General features: G+C 57.6%; 13 protein-coding genes and 1 pseudogene. 10 read left to right on the forward strand and 4 right to left on the reverse strand.

Features of this window, described 5'->3' with window-relative positions:
• Positions 1-34: 34 nt before the first annotated feature.
• Positions 35-1,129 (reverse strand): ABC transporter ATP-binding protein, encoded by a 1,095-nt coding sequence (locus ACPYOJ_RS05145; protein ID WP_481415276.1) that lies wholly within the window; start codon positions 1,127-1,129, stop codon positions 35-37.
• A 413-nt stretch (positions 1,130-1,542) separates the two neighbouring features.
• On the opposite strand from ACPYOJ_RS05145, the gene ACPYOJ_RS05150 reads away from it, so the two are divergent.
• The 6 genes from ACPYOJ_RS05150 (at position 1,543) to ACPYOJ_RS05175 (ending at position 9,874) form a co-directional block, all read left to right on the forward strand.
• Positions 1,543-2,370, forward strand: coding sequence for a p-hydroxycinnamoyl CoA hydratase/lyase (locus tag ACPYOJ_RS05150; protein WP_481415277.1), 828 nt, complete (start codon positions 1,543-1,545; stop codon positions 2,368-2,370).
• Positions 2,371-2,511: 141 nt separating this feature from the next.
• On the forward strand, positions 2,512-3,546 hold the full coding sequence (locus ACPYOJ_RS05155; RefSeq protein WP_481415278.1) for an ABC transporter substrate-binding protein: 1,035 nt from the start codon (positions 2,512-2,514) through the stop codon (positions 3,544-3,546).
• A gap of 12 nt (positions 3,547-3,558) precedes the next feature.
• The gene (locus ACPYOJ_RS05160; protein WP_481415279.1) at positions 3,559-5,319 is read left to right on the forward strand and encodes an ABC transporter permease; all 1,761 of its coding nucleotides are present in this window, start codon (positions 3,559-3,561) and stop codon (positions 5,317-5,319) included.
• Between the two features lie 48 nt (positions 5,320-5,367).
• Positions 5,368-7,545 (forward strand): acetate--CoA ligase family protein, encoded by a 2,178-nt coding sequence (locus ACPYOJ_RS05165; protein ID WP_481415280.1) that lies wholly within the window; start codon positions 5,368-5,370, stop codon positions 7,543-7,545.
• Positions 7,545-8,309, forward strand: coding sequence for an enoyl-CoA hydratase-related protein (locus tag ACPYOJ_RS05170; RefSeq protein WP_481415281.1), 765 nt, complete (start codon positions 7,545-7,547; stop codon positions 8,307-8,309). The genes ACPYOJ_RS05165 and ACPYOJ_RS05170 overlap by 1 nt, the downstream gene beginning before the upstream one ends.
• Positions 8,310-8,383: 74 nt before the next feature.
• Complete coding sequence (locus ACPYOJ_RS05175; RefSeq protein ID WP_481415282.1) at positions 8,384-9,874, forward strand: aldehyde dehydrogenase family protein; 1,491 nt, start codon at positions 8,384-8,386, stop codon at positions 9,872-9,874.
• Positions 9,875-9,898: 24 nt separating this feature from the next.
• On the opposite strand, the gene ACPYOJ_RS05180 is transcribed toward ACPYOJ_RS05175, so the two are convergent.
• Positions 9,899-10,789, reverse strand: a complete 891-nt coding sequence (locus ACPYOJ_RS05180; protein WP_481415291.1) for a LysR family transcriptional regulator — start codon at positions 10,787-10,789, stop codon at positions 9,899-9,901.
• Here ACPYOJ_RS05180 and ACPYOJ_RS05185 point away from each other — a divergent pair.
• Positions 10,670-11,161: a hypothetical protein gene (locus ACPYOJ_RS05185; RefSeq protein WP_481415292.1), complete on the forward strand. Its 492-nt coding sequence runs from the start codon at positions 10,670-10,672 to the stop codon at positions 11,159-11,161. The two genes, ACPYOJ_RS05180 and ACPYOJ_RS05185, sit on opposite strands and share 120 nt — an antisense overlap.
• An 80-nt stretch (positions 11,162-11,241) precedes the next feature.
• A pseudogene (locus tag ACPYOJ_RS05190) lies at positions 11,242-11,628 on the forward strand (SOS response-associated peptidase); the annotation flags it as partial.
• A gap of 130 nt (positions 11,629-11,758) precedes the next feature.
• On the opposite strand, the gene ACPYOJ_RS05195 reads toward ACPYOJ_RS05190, so the two are convergent.
• Complete coding sequence (locus ACPYOJ_RS05195) at positions 11,759-12,169, reverse strand: cupin domain-containing protein (RefSeq protein WP_312862148.1); 411 nt, start codon at positions 12,167-12,169, stop codon at positions 11,759-11,761.
• 735 nt (positions 12,170-12,904) lie between these two features.
• Between ACPYOJ_RS05195 and ACPYOJ_RS05200 the strand changes: the two genes are divergently transcribed.
• Both ACPYOJ_RS05200 and ACPYOJ_RS05205 read left to right on the forward strand, forming a co-directional pair.
• Positions 12,905-13,171: a hypothetical protein gene (locus ACPYOJ_RS05200; protein ID WP_481415283.1), complete on the forward strand. Its 267-nt coding sequence runs from the start codon at positions 12,905-12,907 to the stop codon at positions 13,169-13,171.
• A 230-nt stretch (positions 13,172-13,401) separates the two neighbouring features.
• The gene (locus ACPYOJ_RS05205) at positions 13,402-13,785 is read left to right on the forward strand and encodes a hypothetical protein (RefSeq protein ID WP_481415284.1); all 384 of its coding nucleotides are present in this window, start codon (positions 13,402-13,404) and stop codon (positions 13,783-13,785) included.
• A 19-nt stretch (positions 13,786-13,804) separates the two neighbouring features.
• On the opposite strand, the gene ACPYOJ_RS05210 is transcribed toward ACPYOJ_RS05205, so the two are convergent.
• On the reverse strand, positions 13,805-14,059 hold the full coding sequence (locus ACPYOJ_RS05210) for a hypothetical protein (protein WP_481415285.1): 255 nt from the start codon (positions 14,057-14,059) through the stop codon (positions 13,805-13,807).
• Positions 14,060-14,313: the final 254 nt, after the last annotated feature.

Raw genomic sequence — 14,313 nt, forward strand, 5'->3', positions numbered from 1 at the left:
GCGTCCTGCTTTATGCGTTGTGAGATATTCTCTGTCAGGCGGGGTCGCAAAGCACCGTGCACTTGCCGGGATCGATCGCGATATGAAGAGGCTTTCCAACAGGCGAAGGCAGCGAGGGATGGGCACGCGCCAGAAGCTCAGCACCGTTAATGTCGAGCCGCAATTCGAGGGTTTCTCCGAGGAAGCTCTTGGCCGCCACCATTGCTTGGAAGCGATTTTCGCTGCCGTCCTCAATGGGTTTGTCGGAGAGATACAGGTTTTCAGGACGGATCGCGAGCGATACGCGATTGCCGACCGCCACATCCATCGTCGACTTGACGCTGAGTACACCCATTTGTGTGTCGATCAAAAGGTGGCCGTCTCTCCGCTCACGCAGGTTGCCGCTCACGAAATTGGTATTGCCGATGAAGTCGGCGACGAAGGTCGTCGCCGGGCGCTCGTAGATGTCGCGCGGCGAGCCGATCTGAACGATCTTGCCTCTATTCATGACCGCGATCTGGTGCGAGAGGGAAAGGGCCTCGGCCTGATCATGAGTAACATAGATCGTCGTGATATTGAGGTTCCGCTGCATTTGCTTCAGCTCGAAGCGCATCTTTTCGCGCAGTTTTGCGTCGAGGTTCGACAACGGTTCGTCGAGAAGCAGAAGACTGGGTTCCATCGCAAGGGCACGCGCAAGCGCAAGCCGCTGCTGTTGCCCACCTGACAGGCGCGTGGCGTTTCTGTCCGCATATTGGTCGAGAGAGACAGTCTCGAGCAGTTTCATAACCTTGTCGCGGATCTCTTTTTTCGAATGTCGCTTCTCCTCCAGTGGGAACGCAGCGTTCTCGAAAACAGTCATATGCGGCCAGATTGCGTAGGATTGGAAGACCATGCCGAAACCGCGGTGATTGGGCGCGACGAAAACATTGCCGGCCGATGAATACACGACGCGGTCGACGGCGCGGATTTCTCCCGACACCGGCCTCTCCAACCCGGCGATGGAGCGCAAGGTGGTTGTCTTTCCGCAGCCGCTCGGACCGAGGAGCGTGAACAGGGAACCCCTAGGAACTTCAAACGTCACATCGTCGGCGGCTATGACAGGCTTTCCAGCCGTCTTGTAAGCCGTGACCAAGTTTCTCACAGCAAGCATTCAATTCCTCCCAACAGACCATCGCCCGTGCGTCATCGTGACCGCTTTGGGCGATCATGGCGACGGGAAACGAAGCCGCAGCATTGGCGTTGTCGTCGGCGGGATCTCCTCCAACGGCGTCGAATGAAGAACGCACCCCCATACTCGATGCCGCCCGCTACCCGCAAAAGACGTCTGACATGCATGATCCAGTGGCTATCGCGCTGAATCAACCAAAGTTTTTCTTGTAGCATCCAAAGGTTTTTTGTTGTTGTGCAAGCCGCGATAATTGGATTTCAATCTGTTGCACGGGCGCTCATCGGCCAAAGGCTGACAGGAGGATGGCGCCTCGATGGCTCAGGCCTTTGCATTCTGCGACTCAGGAAAGTGACGTTGAGAGGTCGCGCCGTCTTCGGCTGCGACGGGAGGAAGATTTGACTGCTGAACCGATTACTCTTGAAAATGTGAAGATCGAGCGGGACGGTGCCACGACCTTCGTGATCCTCAATCGTCCGGACAAGCGCAATGCGATGAGCCCGCAGTTGCATATGGACATGTGTGATGCGCTCGATTGGGCCGAAATGGATGACGACACCAAAGTTGTCATTATTACCGGTGCGGGCGGAAATTTCTGTGCAGGGCAGGATCTGAAGCTTTATTTCCGCGGCACCGAAAACGATCCGAAGGCTCGGATACGGGCGCGCCGGGCCGCCCACACCTGGCGGTGGGACAGGCTCTCGAATTTCTCGAAGCCGACGATTGCGATGGTTCACGGCTACTGCTTTGGCGGTGGCTTCACGCCAGTCATCGCCTGCGATTTCGCAATCGCAGCCGACGATGCGACCTTTGGTCTGTCCGAGGTCAATTGGGGTATCATTCCGGGTGGACTGGTCGCTTGGGCCATTACCCAGGTCATGAATTATCGCGATGCGATCTACTATTCGGTCACCGGCGATCAGTTTACCGGGAAGGAAGCCGCGGCGATGAAATTCGTCAACCGCTCCGTTCCGCTTGAAAATCTTCGTGACGAGGTTCTGGGGCTTGCCCGCAAGCTTGAGGCAAAGAGCCCGGCCGCGGTTCAATATACGAAGGAGGCCGTGCGGATGGTTCGCAACATGACGAAGGAGCAGGCCTTCGATTATCTCACCGCCAAGAGCGACGCACTGAAATTCAAGGATCCGGAAGGCGGTCGGCAGAAGGCGATGAAGCAGTTTCTCGACGAAAAGAGCTTCAAGCCCGGCCTTTCGCAATATCAGCGTTAGTCGGAGGCGAAAGCTCAGTCCCGGGGAGCTCTCTCAGGAAGCTGATGGCCCGGCATCTAACTTAACAAGTTAGCAAAAAGCATGACCAGGTGGGAGCCTGGTCGGCATTGGATCAACCTGTCATCTTTTAGGAGGAAATCGATGACGAAACTAGGTTTGGCCCTGGCGACAGGGTTTGCTCTCAGCACGTTGGTCACATCGGTTTTCGCCGAAGAACCCGATCAGGCACTCATTGATGCGGCCAAGAAGGAAGGCCAAGTCAATCTTTACGCCACGCAGATCATCAATCAGTTCGTTGTCCCGGTCTCGGAGGCCTTCGAAAAGAAATATGGGATCAAGGTCAACTATCTCAGGACGGACCATACCGACACCGTCCTGCGCATCCTGAACGAAGGGAAAGCCGGCCACATGGAGGCCGATGTCTTCACGCTGACCAATGGCATCAGCGCGCTGAAGGATGCGGGCCTCGTCGCACACTGGCTTCCGAAGAATGCCAGCGCCCTACCTCCCGAATATATCGACCAAGACGGCTATTGGGTCGCGACCAATCTTTATGTGATGTCACCGGCCTTCAACACGGAACTCATCCCTCCGGGTACGGAACCGAAGACTTACGAAGATCTGCTGAACCCGCAATTGAAGGGCAAAATCGCCTGGAATTCCAATCCGACCGCCTCCGGTGCGCCCGGCTTCATCGGCCTCGTTCTTGCCGATAGGGGCCAGGAAAAAGGTATGGAATTCCTCAAGAAATTTGCCGAACAACAGCCTGTCGGCCTCGGTGTTGCGGCACGCCAGGTTCTCGACCAAGTGGTCGCCGGCGAATATTCCTTAGCTCTTAATGTGTTCAGCCATCATGCCGTCATCAGCGCCGGCAAGGGAGCGCCTGTCTCCTGGATCCGCATGAGCCCGCTGCTTGGCACGCTTTCGATCGCCGCGGTAACGAAGGATGCGCCGCATCCGAACGCTGCCCGGCTTCTGGTGGAATTCCTGCTGTCGGACGAAGGTCAGAAGCTGCATCGTGACGCCGACTATATTCCGGTGGTCGATTCCGTGCGGCCGAAAGACCCGACGCTCCAGCCGCATGAAGGCGGTTACAAACTGATCGTCAAAACCCCGGAACAGCTGGAAAAGGAAATGCCGGCCTGGGTGGACATCTACAACCAGCTCTTCCGCTAGGAGGCCGGCCTGATGAACAGAAGTTCGGCAACTACCGTCCCTGAAAACAGCACCCTGACCCAGGAGCGCCGGCATTCGCTCAGGCTTATACCCAGCGAAAAAAGCATTGTCCTTGTCATCGTGGGCTTGCTCGTTGCCGTTCTCGTTCTGCCGCCCGTCTATTTCCTTCTGGAGAGCGCCTTCACCGCAGAAGAAAATGGCGTCGTCCGCATCACTTTCGATCGTTTTGCAGTACTGCTCGGCCAAAGTGGTCTGCTGACGAGCATCGGCGGGTCCTTCATATTTGCGATCGGCAGCGCATTTGTCGCGCTGCTGATTGGCGGGGTCGCGGCTTGGCTGGTCGAAAGGACCGATGCTCCGTTCAAGTCGCTGACTTACATCACTACTTTCATTGCGCTCGGAACACCTTACGTCCTCTATACGAGCTCCTGGCTCATGCTTCTTGCGCGCTCCGGCCCATTCAATACGTGGTTCAAGGCGGTGACCGGGACGAACAATGTGCTCATCAATGTCTATGGCTTCGGCGGCATGATCTGGATCGAAGGGCTGATCTGGTCGCCGCTGGTCTTCATGCTGTTGTGTGCGACGCTGAGGAACTTCAATCCGGAACTCGAGGAAGCAGCCCGGATGTGCGGAGCCAGCGCTTGGCGCACGGTACGACGGGTCACGATCCGCCTCTCCATGCCATCGGTGGTGGCCCTTCTCATGCTCGTCATCGTCCGCACGATCGAAGCATTCGAAGTGCCGGCGCTGGTGGGCGTTCCCGCGAATGTGCGCGTTCTGACGACCGACATCTACCAGTTGATGAACCGCAAGATCCCGCCGGACACCGGCACGGCCAGCGCCCTGTCGATCATCCTTCTCGTAATCGTCGTCGGGCTGCTCTGGTTCTACGGACGCCTTACCCGCAATGCCGAACGTTTCGCGACCGTCACGGGCAAAAATTTTCGGCCCAATCTTTTCCGGCTCGGAAAGTGGCGTGCCTTTGCGGGTGCGGTTCTGGTTGTCAATTTCATGCTGCTCGTCATGCTACCTCTCGCAATGCTCCTGTGGGTGTCGCTGCTTCCTTTCTATCAGGGTGTTCGGATGTCGGCGATCTCGTCCTTCTCTCTGGTCAACTACATCAACGTCCTGGAGACATCGCATTACGGCGGCCTCATTATCAATACGGTCATCGTCGCGATGGTGACTGCCTCGATCGTGATGGGCTTGACGGTGCTTTCCGCCTGGCTGTCGGTAAGAAACGTTCCCGGCGCACGCATTCTCGACCATCTCGGGAACATACCCTTGGTCATTCCCGGTATCGTGCTGGGTGTCGGCGTCATGCAGTTGTTCCTGGCTCTGCCTGTCGGTATCTACGGAACGATCTGGATCATCATTTGGGCACTCATCATCAATTATCTGCCCTTCGGCGGACGTTACAGCCACGCCGGGATGCTGCAGCTTCACCGTGAGCTCGAGGAGGCTGCAGCAATGTCGGGTGCATCGGCACTGCGCGGCTTCTATCGTATCGTGATGCCGCTGCTCGGCCCGGCAATGCTTGCCGGATGGTTGTTCATCTTCCTCCTGTCCACGCGTGCGCTCTCGTTGCCGATCCTGTTGTCAGGCCCGGGTTCACAGACGATCTCGGTCGCAATGTTCGATCTGTGGAGCAACGGCCAGGTTCCGGAACTTGCGGCCTTCGGCCTAATGTGGACCGTCGCAATGACTTTGCTCGCCGTTATCCTCCACGCGGTCATGCGGCGCGCGGGCATCACTCAAGGCTCTGTCTAAGTAATTGCGGTCCGTTTGATGATCGGACCAGAAATGAAGGTGTTAGAAATGCATATGGCAAGAATGGGTGCCGAAGGCGTCAGAGCGCTGGTCTCGCCTCGCAATGTCGTCATCGTCGGTGCAAGTGACAAGCCGGGAAGTTGGTCCAAGCGGGTTTTCGGATCCTTGACCCGTACGGGGTTCGATGGCGCGATTTATCCCGTCAACCCTCGCAGCGAGACCGTTTGGGGTGGCAAGACGTGCTACCGAAGCCTTTCGGATCTGCCCGAGCCCCCGGATCATGTCGTCATCCTCGTGCCAGGTGCAGCCGTCATCGACGTCATCAGAGAAGCGGGTGCGGCGGGAGCCCGAAGCGCAACGATCTTCTCCAGCGGCTTTGGCGAAGGTAATGATGGCGAAGGTCTTCAACTCGGTTCGGCTTTGCGTACCGCCATCGCGGAATCCGGTCTTGCGGTTTCAGGACCTAATTGCCTCGGCAATCTCGCAGCACCTCATAAGCTAATGACCTTGACGGATACGCGCATCGACCAACTTCAACGTGGCCCGGTCGCCATCTTCGGTCAAAGCGGCGGCATCGTTACGGCTTCCTATCGTGCGCTGCTCGGGCGAGGCATCCAGCCAGGTTATGCACTGACGGTCGGCAACGAAATCGGCCTCAATTCGGCAGATTATATTCGCTACCTCACCGAAGACGAGGATACGCGCGTCATCGTCGGCTATGTGGAGGCGATCAAGAACCCCATTGCATTTCGCGAGGCCTGCATGGCCGCCCGCCGGGCCGGAAAGCCGGTTGTGCTCTTGAAAATCGGCGGATCCGAGGAAAGCCGTGCGGCGGCACTCGCCCATACCGGATCGCTTGCGGGCTCGCTCGATTGTTTCGACGCCGTGGCTTCCGCCACCGGCGTGATCCGTGTCGATACGATCGACGACATCGTCGAGGTCGTCGAATTGCTGACCCATGGCAGGCTTCCCGACGGCCCAAGGGTAGGCGCGATCACCTTTTCCGGCGGCTTCAAGGGGCTAATGCTCGAAGCCGCGGCGCGCAACGACATCTCCTTTCCAAAACTGAGCCCGGAAACGCTCAGCCGCCTCAGCGAAATCGTCGGGATCGGCACCTCTCTCGGCAATCCTTTCGATGCCGGCTTCACGGCACTGACCAGCGGCGAGGCCTATCTGAAGTGCATTGAGATCCTCAAGGAGGATCCCAACCTCGACCTTCTGGTCGTGCAGGAGGAGTTGCCGTCCCGCGAAGGGCTAAATGCCAAGGCAGACAATTTGAGGCTGGTCGACGATATCGCGTCCTCTCCCGGTGGAAAGCCGGTCGCCGTCGTTTCCATGGCCTCTTACATGTATACGGATTATACGAGGGACTACCGCCAGACATTTCCAAATCTTCCAGTCCTGCATGAGATCGACAGCGCCCTGAGGGCGATCGCTGCGGTCAGCCGCTGGAACATCGCCAGGGAGCGAGACAGAACGATCCCCGAAGAAGAGAGAACGCCGCAATCCGACACTCTTTCTTCGATCTTGGCGGCTGGAACCGTAACCGATGGCCGACGTATCCTCGGAGAGGCGGATTCGAAGGCCCTGATCGACGCCTATGGCATTCGCGGCCCTCGGGAAACCTTTGCCGCAACCGCGGAAGCTGCGGCCGCTGCCGCCAATACAATCGGCTATCCTGTCGTGCTGAAGCTGGTTTCACCCGATGTCCAGCATAAGACGGAAGTCGGCGGCGTGGTCATCGATATCCGGGATAGTGCCTCCGTGGAGAGCGCGTTCGAACGAATTCGTACCAGCCTTTCCGCCGCCAGGCCGGATGCCGCCTTCGAGGGAGTTCTTGTCGCCGAACAGTTCGGAAAGGGCGTCGAAGTGGCGCTCGGCGTGCAATCGGATCCGGAAGTCGGCCCGGTCATCATGTTCGGCACCGGCGGCATACTGCTCGAGCTTTATAAGGACGTCGCCTTCGGTGCGGTCCCCCTTACCCGGGCACGGGCCGAGGAAATGGTTGCCAGAACGAAGGTGAGCCAACTGATCGCGGGCTTCCGGGGCAGCGCGCCATGCGACCACGATGCCGTCGTCGATGCACTTTTCGGCCTTTCGCGACTTGCTGCCGATCTTGGCGACCGGCTGGAGAGCATCGATCTGAATCCTGTCGTCGCTGTGCCGGGCCAAAAGGGGATCATTGCACTCGACGCGCTCGTCGTCTTGAAAGAGGAGGTAAGATGATGGACCCCTCGACGATCACGACCGCGCGTGAGGCAGAAATCGTCACGGTTACGCTCAATCGCCCCGACAAGGGCAATGCTTACGATGCAACGATGCTAAAGGAGCTGGATGCTTGCTTTGCAGCCCTAGCCGAAGATCCGGAGGTTCGCGTCATTGGCCTGCGCGGCAATGGTCGGCATTTCTGCACCGGAGCAGATGCATCTGGTAGCAAGCATCGTTCGGAAGGCGACGTGACTTTCAATCAGGTCCTCGCCCGGCTGGACAACCTGCCGAAGCCGTTGATTGCGGTGGTTCATGGCGGCTGCGTCGGTGGCGGGATGGCGATCGTCGCCTGCTGCGATGCCGTGCTTGCGCTTGAGGACTCTTTCTTTGCAATGTCCGAGTTGCGTGTCGGAATCGCTCCCTCGCCGCGATTTGCCGCGCTGATCACACGCGCCATCGGCAATAGGGCATTGCGCTATTACGGGCTCTCGGGCGTTCGCATGACAGCCGGCGAGGCCTGGAATTTGGGATTGGTCCATCAGGTCGTTGCGGCGGATGCCGTCGAAACGAAACTTGAAGCCCTTGTGGACTCGTTCCTGCACAATGCGCCAGGCGCTCTGGCCGATTTCAAGCAAACCCTGGCGGAATTCGCGAACCCTTCGCAGGAGAAGCTTTTCCCAATAGAAAGGGCAACGCCCGCCGGACTTGAGCGCTCCGCCGAAGCTATCGAGGGACTCGCCGCCTTTCGCGAGAAGCGCAAGCCGGCCTGGTACCGAAGGTAGGACCCGGCGGACGACATCGGATCTCATGAGATCGGTCCGGGAAGGACCGAATATTTACCTTGAAGGATTTGAAGATGAGGACGGCCAATCCATTTGCTCGCGAAGTCATGGAAATAGCTGAGAAAGAGACCCGTGGCTGGAAGATGATGATCGGGGGCCAATGGGTCGACAGCCGCTCCGGAAAGCGGACAAGGACGATCAATCCTTCCTATGACGAGGTTCTCGCCGAGGTGCCTGATGCAGGCGCGGAGGACGTCGACATTGCTGTTGCAGCTGCCAAGAAGGCCTTTCCTGCCTGGAGCCGGCTACATGTCGACGAGCGCGCGAAATATTTGAAGGCCTTTGCCGACGGCGTGCGCAAATGGGCCCGTGAATTCGGCATGCTCGATACGCTCGATAGCGGCAATCCCTTCACGGCAATGATCGACGATGCCAAAAAGGGTGCCGGGCTGCACGATTTCTTCTGCGGCCTCGGCATGGAGATCAAGGGCGAAACCATCCCGACGCCGGGCGGCGGGCTTAACTACACCCGTCCGACACCTTTCGGGGTTGTCGCCCGTGTCATTCCCTTCAACCATCCCATTTCATTCGCCGTCGGCAAGATCGCCCCGGCACTGGTCGCCGGCAATACGGTCGTGCTGAAGCCGGCCGAGCAAACGCCGCTTTCGGCACTTTTTCTCGGCCGGCTTGTCGAAGAGCATCTGCCACCCGGCGTGGTCAACATCGTCGTCGGCAACGGGCCGGATTGCGGCGGCCCTCTTGTCGCGCACAGGGACGTCCGGCGCGTGGCCTTTACGGGGAGCGTCGAGGTTGGCAGGGCGATCGTCAGTACCGCGGGCATCAAACCTGTCAGCCTGGAACTCGGCGGCAAGAACCCCCTCATCGTCTTTCCGGATGTCGATATCGGCAAGGCAGCGGCTGCGGCCGTCGCGGGGATGAATTTCACCCGATCGCAGGGACAGTCATGCGGCTCGAACTCGCGCGTCTTCGTGCATCGGGACATTCACGATGCATTCCTCTCGGAAGTGATTGCCTGCGTGGAGAAAATCAAAGTGGGCCTGCCGGAACTCGACGAGACCCAGATGGGTCCGGTCGTATCCCGCAAGCAATATAACCGCGTGATGCGCTATGTCGATCTGGGTCGAAACGAAGGCGCAGGCGTCGTTTACGGCGGAGCGCACTCCAAGGGCGCGGATCTGGAGTCCGGGTTCTTCATCGATCCGACGGTGCTTGACGATGTCAGGCACGGCATGAGCGTCGAGCGCGACGAGATCTTCGGCCCGGTCATGAGCGTCGTCACCTGGGATAGTGCGAACGCAATGCTCGACGAGGTCAATGACAGCGAATTCGGTCTCTGTGCGAATATCTGGACCAATGACCTGACCAACGCGTTGCGGTTCGCCGATGCGGTGGAATCCGGCTATATCTGGATCAATGGACACGGCAACAAGCGTTTTAAGGGAGCCCCCTTCGGCGGCTTCAAGAGCAGCGGCATCGGCCGGGAACATTCGACCGAGGAACTGCTCAGCTATACGCAGGTTAAGAACGTGAACATCTCATACTGAGCCTTTGAAAACCGGCCCGGCCTCTCACATGATACGCCGGGCCCAGGCGCCCGCAATATCGACATAGGCGTCGGCAAGCCCGTCGAGATAGGTCACGACCCGCGGATCATCCATCAAACCGCTGTGATGGCGCTGGCGCACCACATAAAGAATACGCGTCAATGCTGGACGCAGAATCCGGCGTCCTGCCAGGGTCCCCTCCCGCAACTCCTTGCAAACGACACCATAGGGCATCACGGATGCGACGGCGCCGCCCATGATCATCACCTTCATAGAGGTCAGCGAATGGACTTCGTAGGCGATGCGGGGGGTCAAGGCGAGCTTGCGGGCCTCAGTTTCGACGATGTGGCGAAGAACACTGCGCTCGCCGCCGATCACAAGGTCATGTTTCAACGCCTCGGAGAAGCTGATCGTATCGTCGTCCAGTCCTGCATTTGGCGCGGTGACGAGCAGTAGATCCTCTTCAAGAATGGCCTTTCGCTCCAGATCCGTCTGTTCATCGATATTGTTGAGAAAGCCGACATCGACCTGTCCCTGTGTCAGCGCGTCGAGCAATACCGCCGTACGCTCCTCCAGGACGCTGACGACGACGTTGGGTATGGTCTGCCCCGTATCGATCAGCCGATCGGGACCAAGAACAAGGATCATGCTGGAGTTCACGCCGATGCGCAGTTGCTCCGGCCTTCCCCTGCTCAGGACCTTCATCTCCCGCGTCGTCTGCTCGAGATCATCAAGAATGCGCTGGGCATGCTTGTAGAGCACCTTGCCTGCTTCCGTCGGCGTTACCCCCCGGGAATGCCGAACGATGAGCTCCACATTCAACTCCTCTTCGAGGCGCCGGATCTGCGCCCCCAGCGCGGGTTGCGCAAGGCGCAATATCTCTGCCGCTGCGGTAATATTTCCCGCTTCGACTATTTTACGGAAATAGGTAAGCTGACGAAAATTTATCGCTTCCTCCCTCGCGACGATCACGATTCAAGTCTCGCCAAACCTCAGATGTGCATGGGCTACGCGGTAAGTTTTACTTTGGACCGAAATTCTGCAGCGGAGCAAGAGCATTTGCTTCATCATGTTCCCTCCCCTGTTTCGATGAAAATCGAAAGACTGCCGGCATATGGCCTCGGCAATGCTATAAATCACTCTCAAATATTGGCCCTATGCGATCGAAAAGGCGCGCGGACAGTGCAATCCTCGCATCACTGGTTGTTGCTAGAACATTTGAAAATGCAATACGCGCATACCGATGCGCTGAAAGTCCTCAAAAAGATGATGCCACTCAACAGCTAGGCTAATCAGCGTGACTGTGTAGTGGACCAAGGTCCAAGGGCTCCCACTCTCGGTGCCTTCGCCATCCTCCATCCGTGCCTTTCGGAACGGGCAAGAACAAGCAGCCCTATGCCATTGCTATGAAGTCGGGAAAGCCCTTTGCCCTTGCCGGCGTCTGGGAAACATTCCGAGATCAGGCCGGCATCGAAATCCGCACGTTCGCCATCGTCACCTGCCCGGCGAACGAGATGATGGCTGCGATCCACGACCGCATGCCGGTCATTCTGCATCCCGAAGATCATCATCGCTGGCTCTCTCCAGAGCCGGATCCAAACGACCTGATGAAGCCGTTCCTGTCCGAACTGATGATGATGTGGCCGATCGACAGAAAAGTCGGATCACCGAAGACCGACGGCCCCGATATCATCGAACAGATCGACCCCGACACTGATCTGAGACTACCCAGCGACGTGCGGCAGCTTTTCTGAAGAGGCTCTGCAGTCCTCCGAGGGCCATTGTCATGCCCTCAGTACATCATCAGAGAGTGCTTGAAGAGTCCATGTCAGGCGCCAGAAGTCCGCTCTGCGCCTTGCTGATCATCCTTCTTTACTGAGTCCATCATTTGTCGGGGATAGTTAGTTCCGTTTCTTCTGTATCTACTACGAAGACCGCAAGGATCTTTGCATTTTCCGTCTCACTGGCATTTGCACTGACGAGGTGGTGGTCGCCAGGGGACTCAATCCAGTTTTCGCCGGTATTGTAGACCTTGAGCTCGCCATCATTGATCTGGCACTTGATGCGGCCCTCGATCACCGTTGCATAGATGAAGGCGCTCTTGGCATGTGTGTGCGAGGGATTAGATCCACCGGGACCGTATTCAACCAGGACGCCCCGCATGCTCTTCCCGGGAACGTTCGGAAGCTTGTGGTCGAAAACCGTGGTGACCTTGGCGTTATGCGGTTTGTCAGCGGCGAATCCGGTCCCAGCTACCAATGCGACACATATTGCAGCAACAGTGGGTCTGAACATGAGGCTTCTCCCTAGGTGATCGGGCCTTCGCAACCCTATGGCGAACCAAGCGCCTAGCTAGGTGCGTTCATTTTTGTCCCAAGGGACTGGCCCTGTTAACCGGAGGAACGTACCATGACCGTTGTCCGGCGGTAAGAGCACGTGCGTACGAAGCTCTCTCCTTACAAGCCCAACTGAACGGACAACCGTGCGCTTCCGCACAGGAACAAAGTTGTCTATTGAAGCAGCGGATCGAGTGGGTGGTGCCGTCCCTTCTTCCCGACTAGGTCCAACCGGCAAAGGGTCCGTTTCTGCCATGGCAGGCCCTTCTCGGTATCATGGCGCCTGGCAAAAGCCTACTTCGGTTCGGGCTGCTGGATTACCGCCGGAGGCGTGTCGCTCTTGCCGTTCCCTCGATCGAATGGTTGCACGACGAGGATATCCAGGACGGAGGCTATCATCGCCGCGATTATCAGCATCAACAATATTCTCATCAGCCGGCCCGAATTGAGTGCTCGCTTCAGCCTAACATTTGCAAATCCCACTTCGTTCCACGTTCCCGCGCGCTGCCGCAATAACTACTATCGCTGCGAGACGTTCGTCCCGCCGCCTTCGGACTGAAGTCCAAGCACGGAACCGTTTCTCATCTCCCTCGTTGATCCTCCAACTACAACGTGAGGAAAAAACAGTGAAAGCTTCTGATTGTCACCGCGACAGCACGTGTTTGACAAATCGGATACTTGGATGGAGATGAACATGAGAAAGCTCTTAATCACAGCCATTGTCGCGCTTACTGGATTGACGGGTACCGCAGCTCCAACGCTTGCCGATACCGTTTTCCGGGTTGGACCGAGCGGGGTCTATGTCGGTCCCGGCTATCACAGCTACCCGCGTTACCATCACCGTTATTATCGCGACCGTTACCGGCCGCAGAATGCCTCCTGCCACACGAAGAAGGAGCGATATTATAGCGAACGTCAGGATAGATGGGTCACGAGGTCGACCCGCGTTTGCTATCGATAGGGCGCGGTTGAAGGATCCCCCGCTTCGATGAATCGAATTGCGTTATCGCGCCGTGATGACAGGGGCGATGCGCTTCAAGGCATCGGCAGTGTAGCGGCGCTGTTCGACACCCTCACTGCCGCCTCTCCACGATGATGGGGCGGTGGCACGTTAGCTCTAATTGACGAGTTGATGCTGCACCGCGAACATGGCCTACTCATTCTTCCTCCGTTTTCAGGGAGCTAGGATGAATGTCGCTTGATGATTTCGACTTCTTTCCTGAAAACTTCAGGAGTCACATGGCTTACGCGCTTTGCGTCGCCGGCGCAGCCAGTGTCGGGTTGCAAGTTGGTCGCAAATCTATGAATCCCCTAGGCGTAGTAGCCCTTGGGGCCGTGGGTACCGTTGCGGGCCTCTATTTATGCAAACCAGTTTCCAACTATCTCAAAGACAAGCTGTTTGACCCCAGTGCAAAAATGTCAGAGCGAGAGTTTAGGGATCTCGTAAGGCAAGTTAGAACAGCATATCCGCATTTAAGCAGGGCTCAAATTTTCGATTTAGTAGCCCTCGCAAGAGAAGAAGCGGCTAGAAACCCGTTTAAATACCGGAGCAAAAAGCGCACCTCGGGCAGCTAGCTGATGGGGCGGTAGTTAGTTAAGAGCGCGTGCGGCGCGGCTGGTTCTCGTAAAAGCGATCGAGCCGTTTAATTAGCCCGTCAATGCGGTTGCCCACGCCTCCAGTGGCGCGAAGCAGTCGGGCGGTTTGCTCCTGCATCCCTGCCTTCGTCGCGAAGGTTTCCGCCGCATGAACCTTGTGTGCCGCCAGATCAGCAGATGCGTCATGCCCTTCGTCCACCAGCACTTTGGCGAGAGAACGTGCGAATTCGTTTGCAGGGTCGAGGACCGGCATTGGGAGGCTCCAATCAACGCCATTGGCCGCATGAGATCCGCGAAACTTGCTTTGAGCGCGGATACCGCTTCGCCTCCCGACCTTAGTGCCGAATGGAACAAGGCTCGCGATCCGGCCCGATGCCGCGCATACAGCCGTCGCTTCTGCCAGAAGAACAGCAATACCATTTTGCCCCTTGACTTAGAGTGCGCTCTAACCCCTAGCCTTGGAAGCGTCGTGGCGAAAGAAGACATCCATGAAGATTGGTGAACTGG

The organism is Rhizobium sp. SVR5-9E (genome assembly GCF_056755095.1).

Bases quoted from the DNA above. Each gene is read 5' to 3' on its own strand.
- ACPYOJ_RS05165 (WP_481415280.1), top strand. From the start codon at position 5,368: ATGCATATGGCAAGAATGGGTGCCGAAGGCGTCAGAGCGCTGGTCTCG.
- ACPYOJ_RS05145 (WP_481415276.1), bottom strand. From the start codon at position 1,129: ATGCTTGCTGTGAGAAACTTGGTCACGGCTTACAAGACGGCTGGAAAG.
- ACPYOJ_RS05175 (WP_481415282.1), top strand. From the start codon at position 8,384: ATGAGGACGGCCAATCCATTTGCTCGCGAAGTCATGGAAATAGCTGAG.
- ACPYOJ_RS05195 (WP_312862148.1), bottom strand. From the start codon at position 12,169: ATGTTCAGACCCACTGTTGCTGCAATATGTGTCGCATTGGTAGCTGGG.
- ACPYOJ_RS05170 (WP_481415281.1), top strand. From the start codon at position 7,545: ATGGACCCCTCGACGATCACGACCGCGCGTGAGGCAGAAATCGTCACG.
- ACPYOJ_RS05160 (WP_481415279.1), top strand. From the start codon at position 3,559: ATGAACAGAAGTTCGGCAACTACCGTCCCTGAAAACAGCACCCTGACC.
- ACPYOJ_RS05200 (WP_481415283.1), top strand. From the start codon at position 12,905: ATGAGAAAGCTCTTAATCACAGCCATTGTCGCGCTTACTGGATTGACG.
- ACPYOJ_RS05155 (WP_481415278.1), top strand. From the start codon at position 2,512: ATGACGAAACTAGGTTTGGCCCTGGCGACAGGGTTTGCTCTCAGCACG.
- ACPYOJ_RS05210 (WP_481415285.1), bottom strand. From the start codon at position 14,059: ATGCCGGTCCTCGACCCTGCAAACGAATTCGCACGTTCTCTCGCCAAA.
- ACPYOJ_RS05185 (WP_481415292.1), top strand. From the start codon at position 10,670: ATGCCGAACGATGAGCTCCACATTCAACTCCTCTTCGAGGCGCCGGAT.
- ACPYOJ_RS05205 (WP_481415284.1), top strand. From the start codon at position 13,402: ATGTCGCTTGATGATTTCGACTTCTTTCCTGAAAACTTCAGGAGTCAC.